This window comes from Ruegeria sp. HKCCD3925 (assembly GCF_057221175.1).
This window is the reverse complement of sequence record NZ_JBWVBI010000008.1, coordinates 25,983-38,380: the sequence shown is the minus strand read 5'-3', so window position 1 is coordinate 38,380 and position 12,398 is coordinate 25,983. Positions and strand designations below refer to the sequence as shown.

The 12,398-nt window shown below is 57.4% G+C and carries 13 protein-coding genes; 9 read left to right on the top strand and 4 right to left on the bottom strand.

What is annotated here, in order from left to right:
* Nucleotides 1–3: 3 nt before the first annotated feature.
* Together AC2TEM_RS18045 and hemN are read right to left on the bottom strand one after the other, a co-directional pair.
* Complete coding sequence (locus AC2TEM_RS18045) at nt 4–1,929, bottom strand: elongation factor G (RefSeq protein WP_170425757.1); 1,926 nt, start codon at nt 1,927–1,929, stop codon at nt 4–6.
* 213 nt (nt 1,930–2,142) lie between these two features.
* Nucleotides 2,143–3,498: an oxygen-independent coproporphyrinogen III oxidase gene (gene hemN, locus AC2TEM_RS18040; RefSeq protein WP_170425755.1), complete on the bottom strand. Its 1,356-nt coding sequence runs from the start codon at nt 3,496–3,498 to the stop codon at nt 2,143–2,145.
* Nucleotides 3,499–3,559: 61 nt separating this feature from the next.
* Between hemN and fnrL the strand changes: the two genes are divergently transcribed.
* Complete coding sequence (gene fnrL / locus AC2TEM_RS18035; protein WP_170406526.1) at nt 3,560–4,303, top strand: transcriptional regulator FnrL; 744 nt, start codon at nt 3,560–3,562, stop codon at nt 4,301–4,303.
* 39 nt (nt 4,304–4,342) lie between these two features.
* Nucleotides 4,343–4,597 (top strand): GlsB/YeaQ/YmgE family stress response membrane protein, encoded by a 255-nt coding sequence (locus AC2TEM_RS18030; protein WP_170398637.1) that lies wholly within the window; start codon nt 4,343–4,345, stop codon nt 4,595–4,597.
* A gap of 42 nt (nt 4,598–4,639) precedes the next feature.
* Here the strand turns inward: AC2TEM_RS18030 and AC2TEM_RS18025 are convergent, their stop codons facing one another.
* Nucleotides 4,640–5,479: a universal stress protein gene (locus AC2TEM_RS18025; protein ID WP_170398633.1), complete on the bottom strand. Its 840-nt coding sequence runs from the start codon at nt 5,477–5,479 to the stop codon at nt 4,640–4,642.
* Between the two features lie 192 nt (nt 5,480–5,671).
* On the opposite strand from AC2TEM_RS18025, the gene ccoN reads away from it, so the two are divergent.
* The 4 genes from ccoN to ccoP are packed head-to-tail and all read left to right on the top strand — an operon-like array spanning nt 5,672 to nt 9,106.
* Nucleotides 5,672–7,279 (top strand): cytochrome-c oxidase, cbb3-type subunit I, encoded by a 1,608-nt coding sequence (gene ccoN, locus AC2TEM_RS18020; RefSeq protein WP_170398630.1) that lies wholly within the window; start codon nt 5,672–5,674, stop codon nt 7,277–7,279.
* Nucleotides 7,280–7,293: 14 nt separating this feature from the next.
* Complete coding sequence (gene ccoO, locus AC2TEM_RS18015; RefSeq protein ID WP_170398627.1) at nt 7,294–8,022, top strand: cytochrome-c oxidase, cbb3-type subunit II; 729 nt, start codon at nt 7,294–7,296, stop codon at nt 8,020–8,022.
* Nucleotides 8,023–8,033: 11 nt separating this feature from the next.
* Nucleotides 8,034–8,246: a cbb3-type cytochrome c oxidase subunit 3 gene (locus AC2TEM_RS18010; protein WP_170398624.1), complete on the top strand. Its 213-nt coding sequence runs from the start codon at nt 8,034–8,036 to the stop codon at nt 8,244–8,246.
* Nucleotides 8,243–9,106, top strand: a complete 864-nt coding sequence (gene ccoP, locus AC2TEM_RS18005) for a cytochrome-c oxidase, cbb3-type subunit III (protein WP_170398621.1) — start codon at nt 8,243–8,245, stop codon at nt 9,104–9,106. Before AC2TEM_RS18010 ends, ccoP begins: the two co-directional genes overlap by 4 nt.
* Nucleotides 9,107–9,257: 151 nt before the next feature.
* On the opposite strand, the gene AC2TEM_RS18000 is transcribed toward ccoP, so the two are convergent.
* Entirely contained in the window at nt 9,258–9,416 is a 159-nt protein-coding gene (locus AC2TEM_RS18000) for a hypothetical protein (RefSeq protein ID WP_170398617.1), read from the bottom strand.
* A 101-nt stretch (nt 9,417–9,517) separates the two neighbouring features.
* On the opposite strand from AC2TEM_RS18000, the gene AC2TEM_RS17995 reads away from it, so the two are divergent.
* From AC2TEM_RS17995 to AC2TEM_RS17985, 3 genes are all read left to right on the top strand, one after another.
* The gene (locus tag AC2TEM_RS17995; protein ID WP_170425753.1) at nt 9,518–10,396 is read left to right on the top strand and encodes a LysR family transcriptional regulator; all 879 of its coding nucleotides are present in this window, start codon (nt 9,518–9,520) and stop codon (nt 10,394–10,396) included.
* Nucleotides 10,397–10,507: 111 nt separating this feature from the next.
* Entirely contained in the window at nt 10,508–11,935 is a 1,428-nt protein-coding gene (gene ccoG / locus AC2TEM_RS17990) for a cytochrome c oxidase accessory protein CcoG (RefSeq protein WP_170425751.1), read from the top strand.
* Between the two features lie 2 nt (nt 11,936–11,937).
* A complete protein-coding gene (locus tag AC2TEM_RS17985; RefSeq protein WP_170398607.1) occupies nt 11,938–12,396 on the top strand; it encodes a FixH family protein in 459 nt (152 codons plus the stop codon).
* The last annotated feature ends 2 nt before the right edge of the window (nt 12,397–12,398 follow it).

The window sequence follows — 12,398 nt, the reverse complement described above, 5'->3', positions numbered from 1 at the left end:
ATGTCAGGCTATTTCCTTGTTTTTGGCTGACGCGGGAACGGGGCCGCGTAGCTCTTCATAGTGATCGAATTGTAGTTTGACCCAACCGGTGCCTCGGGTGGCGCTGGCGAGGGTTCGGTGCAGTTCATCCTCGGCAACGGCGGGGAGTGTCGCATTGAAGATTTCCCAGCCTGAAACGTTGGGATTGCCTTCGAAACCTAGCACCTGACCCTGCAAGGAACTGATCGTGGGGACCAGGTCACCGACGAAGGTTGAAGGCAGATGGATCTCGGCATTCAGGATCGGTTGCAAGACGACGGGTTTCGCCTCGGGCAGCGCTTCACGTACTGCGTTCTTGCCAGCGGTGCGGAAGGCATAATCCGAACTGTCCACGTTATGGTGCTTGCCGTCGCTGAGCGTCACCTTGACGTCCACCACAGGGAAACCTTCAGGCCCCTCAACCAGTGCGTCCTTGGCCCCATGTTCAACCGAAGGAATGTAGTTCCGGGGTACGGCCCCGCCTTTGACCACTTCTTCGAACTGAAACCCCGAGCCGCGCGGCAGCGGCGCGATTGAGATCACCACATCAGCGAATTGACCTGCACCGCCGGATTGCTTGCGGTGGCGGTGGCGATGATCGACCTTCGTGCGGATGGTCTCGCGATAGGCGGTTCCGGCGGCTTCGGCCTCAATCTCGATGCCGAAATCTTCGGCGAGTTTGGCGGTCACGCGGCGCATGTGCTGCGGGCCTTGTGAGCCCAGAATAGAATGACCGCTCAGCTCGTCTTGCTCCAGATGCAGGCCGGGGTCGATTTCAACCAGTCGGGTCAACGCATTCGACAGGCGCACGTCGTCTCGCTCATGCGCAGGCGATACGACCTGACGATGCGCGGCAGGATGGGATGAGGCCCATTCCGGCAACGGCGTTGCCGCCGCGCTGTCATAGATGAAGCCAGGATTAAGGTGGTCGGATTTGACAGCAAGGCCAATATGTCCGGCTTCAAGCGCGCTGATCTGGGTCTTGGCGTCCAGGGTTGTCAGATTTCCAACAGTTTCGCCACCAAGGGGTTCATGAGCTTTCACACCGTCGCCCAGACCACGCAATACGGTGATCTTACCGATATGCTTCTTCACATCTGCAAAGCCTGCGATGGCACGTGCGTTTTCTTCGGCCTCATCCCGATCAGCTGCAATGTTGAATTCCGGTGCCTCATGGCGCAGCGCCTTCATCAAGCGGGTCAGACCGTTGCCATGGCTCGCGGCACCCAGACAAGCCGGGATCAGCTGATGGTTCTGCAAGACCTGTGCAGCCAGCTCGTAGACCTCCTCGCTGGGGGGCTGTTTGTCCTCGATCAGTTGCTCCAGCAGATTGTCATCGAAATCCGATAGGGTCTCCAACAACTCAGTGCGTGCTTCCTGTTCGCGGTCTTCCGCTGATTGCGGTAGCTCGATCAGGGCCGAGGGCTGCCCCTCCTGATACTTCCAGGCGCGCTCCGAGATCAGATCGACTGCGCCGATAATGGTGTCTCCGTCGCGGATCGGCACCTGCCGCAGAGCGATGTGGTGGGCGCAATAGGTCTGCAGTGCAGCAACGATGTCGCGGATGCGACCGTTGGGGCTGTCCATGCGGTTGATGAATAAAAAACAGGGAATGCCCGCCTCTTCGACCAACCTCAGATACGGGGCACACAGAACGGCAGCATCGGGGTCAGGTGGAACAACCACAACTGCTGCGTCCGAGATCGCCATGGCCGGGCCGACATAGGCCAGCGCATCGCCGCCTCCGTCTACGTCCACCGCGCACCACGGTTCGTTTAAATAAGAAAAACCGTGCAGATGCACGGTTCCGGCAACATCGAATGTGGTGGGCCGCCCGTCGAGGCGGCTGATCGCTTCGACCAAGGTGGATTTGCCCGATTGGCTGGGGCCGAGGACGGTGAAAACGCGCATGAGTGCTGTCCCTCTTTCAGGTTGCAGTATGGCTGCACGAAAAGGGCTGTCGAACGCATGCGCGTCGGCAAGAACTGTCTGCGTTTGCCTGCCTCAGGCTGTGAAGAGGTGGGTCTCTCCACCCCTTGAGTGTGGAGAAAACCGAAGGCATGCGTCAAGCCCCCGTGCCGGTTTGTAAGGGAAGGTCGCGAAAAACGACCTGCCGAAGAGTGTTCAGATCGCGGAACTATGCCCAGCCTTACTCAGATCATACGTGTCAAAGCTGCGCGCGATCATGCGGGTCAGCGCACGTGCTTCGGGCGGTATGAACAATCCGTTTTCATCCACGCGTAGCAACCCGTCGAAGGCCGCGTTTGCCGTTGCGTACATTTGCTGCAGTTCCGCAGTTGAAATGTCATAATCGCGCAGAATCTCGGCCGAGTTGATCTGAAAATCGCACATCAATGCTTCGATCAGACGAGACCGTAGAACATCCTGATCTTTGAACAAATGCCCGCGCGACGTCGAGAACCGCCCTTCGCGTATGGCCTTCGTATGAGCCGAGGTTGCCGGTGCGTTTTGCGCATATCCTTCCGGAAAGCGTGAGATCGAGCTGGCACCCAAGCCAATCAGAATAGGAGCTTGATCGTCTGTATAACCCTGGAAATTCCGTTTCAATCGACCAGCGCGCAGCGCATGGGTCAGCCCATCGTCCTGCGTTGCAAAGTGGTCGATCCCGATCTCGGCATAATTGTCCCATAGGAACAGTCGCCGGGCGGTTTCAAAAAGTTCCAGTCGCTGTTCCGGTGTGGGCAGGGCATCTGATGGAATCAACTGCTGGCGCTTGGCCATCCACGGCACATGCGCGTAGCCATAGAGTGCGACCCGGTCAGGGTTCAGCGACAACAGCTTTTGCACACTTTCGGTCATGCGTGCCTTGGTCTGGTGGGGCAGGCCATAAAGGATGTCCGCATTCAGGCTGAATATACCACGCGCGCGGATCATCTCGGCAGCTTCGCGGGTGGTGTCATAGCTTTGAATGCGACCGATGGTTTTCTGGATTTCGTCGTCAAAATCCTGAACGCCGATCGATGCGCGGTTCATCCCGGCTTCGGCCAGTGCATCCAGCCGGGCTTCGTCGATCTCATTCGGATCGATCTCGACGGAAAACTCGGCGTCTGGGCCTAGAGGCACAATCTCAAGGATTCGCGCGGCCAGATCCCGCATCAGGTCTGCATTCAACAGCGTCGGCGTGCCGCCGCCCCAGTGCAGCCGCGACAATGTAACACCCTCTGGCAGGCGTGCCGCCAGCAAATCCAGCTCGGCCTTTAGCACGTCGACATAGGCGATGACCGGGTTATCCGTCTGGGTGCCTTGTGTCCGGCAGGCGCAAAACCAGCACAGCCGACGGCAAAAGGGTACGTGGATGTAAAGCGAGATTGAACTGCCCGGAGCAATCCCGGAAATCCAGTCGCTAAACAGATCAGCCCCGACGTCATTGCTGAAGTGGGGTGCGGTGGGATAGCTTGTGTAACGCGGTACTTTCGCGTCAAAAAGTCCAAGCCGTGCCAGTTGAGGTTTCAGTGTCATAAAGATATGACTATAGCTGGAGGGCCCAGGGTACTTTGACCGAAATCAAATGGAAGCGCGAATGACACTCAAGGCCCAATTCGACCACACCAATTGCGCAGAATGCCCGATCCGGCATCGTGCGGTGTGCGCGCATTGCGAAAAGGACGAGCTGGAAGAGCTTGAGAACATCAAGTACTACCGCAGCTTTGAGGCGGGGCAGACGATCATCTGGTCCGGCGATCCGATGAATTTTGTCGGCTCGGTCGTGTCGGGAATCGCGTCTTTGACACAGACGATGGAGGATGGGCGCAGGCAAATGGTCGGCCTGCTGCTGCCCAGCGATTTCGTGGGTCGCCCCGGACGGGACAACGCGCCCTATGACGTGGTTGCAACCACCGATCTGATGATGTGCTGTTTCCGCAAAAAGCCGTTCGAAGACATGATGATCACAACGCCGCACATCTCGCAGCGTCTGCTGGAAATGACGCTGGACGAATTGGATGCGGCCCGTGAGTGGATGCTGGTGCTTGGGCGCAAGACGGCGCGGGAAAAGATTGCCAGCCTGCTTTCGATCATCGCGCGCCGGGACGCATCGATTCATCAAGCCGGAATGGTAGCTCCGATTGTCTTTGACCTGCCACTGACGCGCGAGGCGATGGCCGACTATCTTGGGCTGACCCTGGAAACTGTCAGCCGGCAGATTTCCGCCTTGAAGAAAGATCAGGTCATTACTCTGGAAGGTAAACGCCATGTAACAATCCCCGATATGGGGCGCCTAATGGAAGAGGCGGGCGACGATACCGATGGCGGGTTTCTGGTCTGATGCCTCAGCCTGCCGCCCTCGAACAATTGGGAGTCCCTTATGGAATTTAGCGGTTTACTCGCCATGCTGTTCATCGGCGCGATAGCTGGCTGGCTGTCGGGAAAAATCATGGAAGGGCGTGGGTTCGGCCTGATCGGGAATATTATAGTCGGGATTGTCGGTGCGTTTCTGGCGGGCACGATCTTTCCCGCCCTGGGCTTTGCGGTTGGCGGAGGGCTCATCTCTTCGATCTTCTTTGCCACTATCGGCGCGGTGATCCTGCTGTTCCTGATCGGCCTGATCCGCAAGACATAAAGCCGCACCAGAGTCGGACGGCTTTTGCGTTTGTTGGCGTCGTCAGTGGGCCAGAAACACGGGGATTTCTGATTGCTCCAGCATATTGCGGGTCGCACCGCCCAAAATGGCCTCGCGAAAGCGCGAATGGCCATAGGCCCCCATAACGATCATATCGGCCTCGGTATCGGCAGCGTGGCGATTGAGGATGTCCGAGACGCGCGTCATGGTCTTGCTGAGCACGTCGATTTCGCACTTCACCCCATGTCGCGCCAGCATCTGAGATAGCAGACCGCCCGGGTCCGATCGATCCGGCCCATGACGCGGTGGATCAATCACAACAATCCGTGTGAGTTCGGCCTGCTTCAAGAATGGCAACGCGCGACGGATGGCGCGCATCGCTTCGACGCTTTCGTTCCAGCCCACCATGACGGTTTTAGGGGCCGAAATCGGTTTGTTATCATCGGGCACCAATAGCACCGGCGAATGGCCTTCGAACATGGCGGCCTCGACGATGGGTTCCGCTTCTGCGTCGCGGTCTTTTCCATAAGGTCGGGGCAATACCACGAGATCCGAAAAGCGTGCGCGGCGTGCGACATGTCGCCCGAGATCAGCGATCTGAGCTACCCCGTTTTCAGCGGACCAGCGCACGCCCGACTTACCCAGATAATCCTGAGCGTAGGCGAGTATCTCGTCCGCCTCGGCATTGGCGCGGCTCAGGGTCTCCTGCAGGATCAAAGCGTTTGCACCGGCATAATAATAACCGGTCTGACTGCGATCGACGCCAAGACACAACGCTTCGACATGGGCGTCCTGCCCTTCTGCCAATGCCACCATTTGTGCCAGTGCGTTCTGAGAAAGCTTGGTTTCCGTCATGACCGTAAGAAGAGATTTAAATGCCATGTCGACCTCATGTTTCCGGCGCTGTCCGTTGCCAGCGCGTGTCTGTTTCTGCAAAATACCTCTCACAGAAAACAGGGGCTTGTCTTGATGCAGATCAAAGCGTCAAAGGCGACCTCGCTGCATTACAGCATGCAGTCAAAAAGGTTTCGCGTGACACGAAGAATCGCGCGAGGCATGGCAAAGGGACGCAATATGTCAAATTACATCAAGCTGATCGTGCTTGGGCTGGTGGTGCTGTTCGCAGCCATCGGCTCTAACTACGCACGGGATTTGGCGTATCAGGTGCACGCGATTCTGGTGATGTTGATCGCCGGCGGTCTGTTCATCTGGACGCTTAGAAACACGGAAGAGCCAGATATCCTCGTCGACCGCTCTGGTGAGTATATGGATGACGTGATCCGCTACGGTGTGATCGCAACCGCATTCTGGGGGGTAGTCGGGTTCCTGGCGGGGACTTTTATTGCGTTCCAGCTAGCCTTTCCGGCGCTGAACTTCGAATGGGCGCAGGGCTATCTTAATTTCGGGCGTCTGCGGCCGTTACATACATCGGCGGTTATCTTTGCCTTTGGCGGTAACGCGTTGATCGCAACTTCGTTCTATGTCGTACAGCGCACCAGCGCTGCGCGACTTTGGGGTGGAAACCTGGCATGGTTCGTGTTCTGGGGCTATCAGCTGTTCATCGTGCTTGCGGCAACCGGTTATATACTTGGTGGAACGCAATCGAAAGAATATGCCGAACCTGAATGGTACGTTGACCTGTGGCTGACCGTTGTCTGGGTTGCCTACCTGGCTGTTTATCTGGGCACGATCATCAAGCGGAAAGAGCCGCACATCTACGTGGCAAACTGGTTCTATCTGGCCTTTATCGTGACTGTCGCCATGCTGCACCTGGTCAACAACATGACCATCCCGGTCAGCATCTGGGGATCGAAATCGGTCATCGTCTGGTCTGGTGTTCAGGATGCCATGATCCAGTGGTGGTATGGCCACAACGCCGTGGGCTTCTTCCTGACTGCCGGTTTCCTGGGTATGATGTACTACTTCATCCCGAAACAGGCTGAGCGTCCAGTATTCAGCTACAAGCTGTCGATCATCCACTTCTGGGCGCTGATCTTCCTGTATATCTGGGCCGGTCCGCACCACCTGCACTATACCGCGCTGCCTGATTGGGCCTCGACCCTTGGCATGGTATTCTCGGTGATCCTATGGATGCCTTCGTGGGGTGGTATGATAAACGGTCTGATGACCCTGTCGGGTGCATGGGACAAACTACGCACTGACCCAGTGATCCGGATGATGGTGATTTCGGTCGGCTTCTACGGCATGTCCACGTTCGAGGGTCCGATGATGTCGATCCGCGCTGTGAACAGCCTCAGCCACTATACCGACTGGACTATCGGTCACGTACATTCGGGCGCGCTGGGCTGGAACGGAATGATCACCTTTGGTGCTCTTTACTTCCTGGTCCCTGTTCTGTGGAAGCGTGAGCGTCTTTACTCGCTGCAGCTGGTCAGCTGGCACTTCTGGCTCGCCACCATTGGCATCGTTCTCTACGCGGCGTCGATGTGGGTCACCGGTATCATGGAAGGCCTGATGTGGCGTGAAGTGGATGCCAATGGCTTCCTGGTGAATTCGTTCGCTGACACCGTTGCCGCGAAGTTCCCGATGTATGTGGTGCGTGCGCTAGGTGGCGTGATGTTCGTCGCTGGCTCGCTGATCATGTGCTACAACCTGTGGATGACTGTACGGAAAGCGCCGGCCAAAGAGGCCAGCCTGACCGTCGCGGTCCCGGCTGAATAAGGAGGGCCGGAGCAATGGCAATTCTCGACAAACACAAGATCCTCGAGACTAACGCGACCCTCCTGCTGATCTTCAGCTTTCTGGTCGTGACCATCGGTGGCATCGTACAGATCGCGCCCCTGTTCTATCTTGAGAACACCATCGAGAAGGTGGAGGGCATGCGCCCTTACACCCCTCTCGAACTGGCGGGGCGTGAGGTTTATCTGCGCGAAGGCTGCTATGTTTGCCACAGCCAGATGATCCGCCCGATGCGGGATGAGGTTGAACGCTATGGCCACTACTCGCTGGCGGCTGAATCCATGTATGATCATCCGTTCCAATGGGGGTCCAAACGCACCGGGCCGGATATTGCGCGCGTCGGTGGCCGGTATTCGGATCAATGGCAGGTGGACCACCTGCGCGATCCACAATCGGTGGTGCCGGAATCGGTGATGCCGAAATACGGCTTCCTTGAGGATCGTAAGCTAGACGGCAAGTATATCGGTGACATCATGGCGGCAAATGCCGTGGTCGGCACCCCGTATACCGACGAGATGCTTGAACAGGCGCAGGCCGATTTTCGGGCGCAGGCCGATCCGGACAGCGATTATGATGGATTGTTGGAACGCTATGGCGACAAGGTCAATGTGCGTAACTTTGACGGTCAGCCCGAGCTGACTGAAATGGATGCGTTGGTTGCTTACCTCCAGATGCTGGGCACGCTGGTCGATTTCTCGACCTTCACCCCGGACGCAAGCCGTTAAAGGAGGGTGTGATGGAACTATACACAATTCTAAGGCAGTTCGCGGATAGCTGGATGTTGCTGCTCCTGTTCTCGTTTTTTATTGGCATCATCATCTGGGTTTTCCGCCCTGGTGCCAGCAAGGAATACAAGGACACCGCCAACATCCCGTTCCGGCACGCTGATGCCCCAGCGCCCCGTCGGGGCGACGACAAACCCGCCACATCCAAGGAGGCGCGGCAATGAGTAAGACACCTGAAAAACAGCCGGGCGATCCTAACACCACGGGTCACAGCTGGGACGGAATCGAGGAATTCGATAATCCGATGCCACGCTGGTGGCTTTGGACCTTTTACGCGACCATAATTTGGGGCGTGATCTACACGATCATGTACCCCGCATGGCCCTTGGTTCAATCGGCAACCGCCGGTGTGCTGGGTTGGTCTTCGCGCGAGCTGGTGCAGCAGGAAATGGTCGCGTTCGAAGAAGCGAATGCGCCGTGGAATGCCAAGTTGGTGGAAACACCGCTGGAAGAAATCTCGGCCGACGCGGAGCTGCAACAATACGCAGTTAACTCTGGTGGCGCTGTGTTCCGAACCTGGTGCGCGCAGTGCCACGGATCGGGCGCGCAGGGTGCGCCGGGTTTCCCGAACCTGCTGGATGATGCCTGGCTGTGGGGCGGCTCGCTTGAGGATATCGAGTACACCATCGCCTATGGCATCCGGAACGAGGAAAGCGACGACGCGCGCTATTCCGAGATGCCGGCCTTTGGTGAGATCCTCGAAAAGGATGAGATCACTCAAGTGGTTCAATACGTCATGTCCCTGACCAACGCCCAGACCGATGACGCGGCGGCGCAGGCAGGCAAGGTTGTGTTCGAAGACAACTGCGCGGCTTGCCACGGTGATGACGGCAAAGGCGACGTTTCCCAGGGTGCGCCGAATCTGACCGATGCGATCTGGCTTTACGGCGGCAGCCAAGAGGCCCTGACCGAGACGGTCACCTACAGCCGCTTTGGTGTGATGCCCCCGTGGGAGAATCGCCTGACCGACGCGCAGATTCGCGCTGTCACGGCCTATGTCCACCAGTTGGGTGGCGGTCAGTAAGGGTTAAAAGAACACCTCCGGGCGGTCTCCCGCCCGAAGGTCGAGGCACCGGCTGTTCCATCTGTTCGCGCGTTTCCAGAACAGCCGGTGCCGATTTTCAAACAATAGGGCTGCAATCTCTGCCGGTCCAGATACGGCATTCAACCCAGTATCAAAGATCGTTCAGATTTACATCGCGCGGGTTTTCTCTCCACCAATGATGTTCGGGCAGCCAGCGCCGCTTGCGACGGCCCGGCTTTGGCGCATCGTAGATGTGAGGCGTATTGATGCGTGTCGCGTTCAAAAAAGATCTGGCGAATACGGTCAGCATGGTTTCCCTCCTGTGCAGAGTTGTTTCTGAGCTTTAAGATTGACCTTTCGCACGCCGAATGCGACTCAATTACCATTTCAATGTGTAAGTAGGGTTTACATATGGACTGGCTATCACTGCCACCGTTGGCCTCTCTCAGGGCCTTTGCCGCCTTCGCTGAGAAGCGAAGTGTTGTCGAGGCCGGTGCTGCGCTCAATGTTAGCCACGCTGCAATCAGCCAGCAGCTTCGCGCGCTCGAGAAACATCTGGGCGCGGCTCTGCTGGACCGAACAGGCAAAGCGCTGACACTTACCGCGGAAGGTGAGCATCTGGCCCGTGCCCTGCAGCTTGGATTTGGTGCGATCGAGGCTGCTGTGGGTGATCTGGCTCGCTCGGCTCGGGACCGCCCGGTTCATGTGTCGCTGACGTCTTCCTTCGCTGCATCTTGGCTGATGCCGCGACTGCCGAGTTTCCGCGCGACGCATCCCGACGTAAACCTGATCCTAGATCCAACCTTTGAGGTGGTCGAGCTGCAACCGGGTGGCGTGGATGTAGCGATCCGTTATGGCGCCGGCGGTTGGTCGGGGGTGGAGTGTGAGATGTTGTTGCAGACGCCGATGGTCATCGTCGCCTCACCCACACTATTGGGTAACAAGACCGATTGGTCCCCGGCAGAACTTGCGCAGTTGCCGTGGCTTGAAGAAATTGGCACGACTGAGGGGACAAAATGGCTGACTGAGAGAGGTGTCGGACCCGAACGCGGCGCGGGGCGTACGCAGCTTCCCGGTAACCTGCTGCTGGATGGTTTGCGGTCTGGACAAGGGGTCACCGTCACTGTGCGACAATTCGTCGAAGCGGACATCAAAGCGGGCCGCATCGTCGAACTGTTCGCCGAGCCGGATACACGCGGGTATCATATAGTTACGCAAAAACAAGCTCTTAGGCGATCCGTGAAAATCTTCATCAACTGGCTGAGGCGCGAAGCGCGAAGCCAGCAGTAATTCACGCGTCTAAAGGTGTCTGCACGATGCGCGTTTTGACCCATGTCAAAGTCCCTTGCCTCGTGATCTGGAAGAACACACACTCAGAATAGCCAGTTGCGGAGCCAGCCTGTGAGCGATTCCAATCCCACCCCCAGTCTCTACGCCGCCAGAGAGCCGATTTTCCCGAGACGTGTGTCCGGCCCGTTTCGCAATCTGAAATGGATCATCATGGCGGTGACGCTGGGCATTTACTATGTGACGCCTTGGATCAGGTGGGATCGCGGTCCAAGCCTTCCGGATCAGGCCGTTCTTCTGGATCTGGCGAACCGTCGCTTCTATTTCTTCTGGATCGAGATTTGGCCGCACGAGTTCTATTTTGTCGCTGGGTTGCTGATCATGGCAGGATTGGGTCTGTTCCTGTTCACCTCGGCGCTTGGGCGGGTCTGGTGCGGGTATGCCTGCCCGCAGACGGTTTGGACGGACCTGTATATCCTTGTCGAGCGCTGGATCGAGGGCGACCGTAATGCGCGCCTGCGTCTGCACAGGCAGAAAAAGCTGGATTTCCGCAAGGCGCGGCTGCGCCTGACCAAGTGGGTCGCTTGGTTCTTCATCGGGCTCGCAACCGGTGGCGCCTGGGTTTTCTATTTTGCGGATGCACCAACTCTGGCGCGTGATCTGGTCACCGGAAACGCGCATCCAGTGGCCTATACGACGATGCTGATTCTGACCGGCACCACATTTTTCTTCGGTGGCTTTGCACGCGAACAAATCTGCATCTATGCCTGCCCATGGCCGCGCATACAGGCCGCGATGATGGACGAGGATACCCTGGTCGTCGGATATCGCGAATGGCGGGGTGAACCACGCGGCAAAGGCAAACGTACGGCTGACAGCGAGCTGGGCGATTGCATCGATTGTATGGCTTGCGTCAATGTCTGCCCGGTAGGGATCGACATCCGAGACGGTCAGCAACTGGAATGCATTACCTGTGCACTTTGCATCGACGCCTGCGATGACATGATGGCCAAGATAGGCAAGCCCCGTGGTCTGATCGATTACATGGCGCTGAGTGATGAGGCCCGCGAACGCGAAGGTCAGCCACCCAAAAACGTTTGGAAACACATCCTGCGTCCGCGCACGATCCTGTACACGGCGCTATGGTCACTGGTCGGATTTGCACTGCTCTTTGCGTTGTTCATTCGTTCGGATATCGATTTGACGGTTGCGCCGGTGCGGAATCCGACTTTCGTTACCCTTTCAGATGGCACGATCCGTAACACCTATGATGTACGCCTGCGCAACAAACATGGCGTGGATCGGCCATTCAAACTGACGATTGCGGGCGATCCTTCGCTGCAGATTGAAATCGAAGGTGTTGAAGGCGAGACTGTTAATGTCACTGCAGATACGGCACAATTGACCCGCGTCTATATCACCGCTCCGCAGGGTACTGCCCCTGCGGCGGCTGACAGCACCTCGGTTCGCATCTGGGTCGAAGATCTGGAAAGTGGTGAGCGGGCCTACAAGGATACCAGTTTCAACGGACGAGGAAGCTGAGAATGGCAGAACGTCAATTCACAGGCAAACACGCATTGGCGGTATTTGTCGCGGCCTTTGGCGTGATCATCACGGTGAACCTTGTCTTGGCTTATAGTGCAATCAAGACCTTTCCGGGGCTTGAGGTGAAGAACTCCTATGTAGCCAGCCAGGAGTTCAATGAACGTTTGAAGGAACAGCAGGCCCTGGGTTGGAACATCAAGGCCGAGCTGACCGGAGGGCTGCTGGTGCTATACATAACCGATCAGACCGGTTCCCCTGTTGAAGTGGCAGATCTGCAGGCCGTGGTGGGGCGCGCCACCCATGTGAAGGAAGACTTCTCGCCGGACTTTACTTTTGATGGCATCGCCTATGCCGCTCCGGCTGCCCTGGGCAAAGGGAACTGGAACATTCGCCTTGTGGCCAAAGCAAAAGATGGTGCCGAGTTCGCGCAACGTGTGCCCCTGTATGTGAAAGGTTAGAG

Excerpts from the sequence above, each read along its gene's own strand:
- AC2TEM_RS18045 (WP_170425757.1), bottom strand. The coding sequence starts at position 1,929 with ATGCGCGTTTTCACCGTCCTCGGCCCCAGCCAATCGGGCAAATCCACC.
- hemN (WP_170425755.1), bottom strand. The coding sequence starts at position 3,498 with ATGACACTGAAACCTCAACTGGCACGGCTTGGACTTTTTGACGCGAAA.
- fnrL (WP_170406526.1), top strand. The coding sequence starts at position 3,560 with ATGACACTCAAGGCCCAATTCGACCACACCAATTGCGCAGAATGCCCG.
- AC2TEM_RS18030 (WP_170398637.1), top strand. The coding sequence starts at position 4,343 with ATGGAATTTAGCGGTTTACTCGCCATGCTGTTCATCGGCGCGATAGCT.
- AC2TEM_RS18025 (WP_170398633.1), bottom strand. The coding sequence starts at position 5,479 with ATGGCATTTAAATCTCTTCTTACGGTCATGACGGAAACCAAGCTTTCT.
- ccoN (WP_170398630.1), top strand. The coding sequence starts at position 5,672 with ATGTCAAATTACATCAAGCTGATCGTGCTTGGGCTGGTGGTGCTGTTC.
- ccoO (WP_170398627.1), top strand. The coding sequence starts at position 7,294 with ATGGCAATTCTCGACAAACACAAGATCCTCGAGACTAACGCGACCCTC.
- AC2TEM_RS18010 (WP_170398624.1), top strand. The coding sequence starts at position 8,034 with ATGGAACTATACACAATTCTAAGGCAGTTCGCGGATAGCTGGATGTTG.
- ccoP (WP_170398621.1), top strand. The coding sequence starts at position 8,243 with ATGAGTAAGACACCTGAAAAACAGCCGGGCGATCCTAACACCACGGGT.
- AC2TEM_RS18000 (WP_170398617.1), bottom strand. The coding sequence starts at position 9,416 with ATGCTGACCGTATTCGCCAGATCTTTTTTGAACGCGACACGCATCAAT.
- AC2TEM_RS17995 (WP_170425753.1), top strand. The coding sequence starts at position 9,518 with ATGGACTGGCTATCACTGCCACCGTTGGCCTCTCTCAGGGCCTTTGCC.
- AC2TEM_RS17985 (WP_170398607.1), top strand. The coding sequence starts at position 11,938 with ATGGCAGAACGTCAATTCACAGGCAAACACGCATTGGCGGTATTTGTC.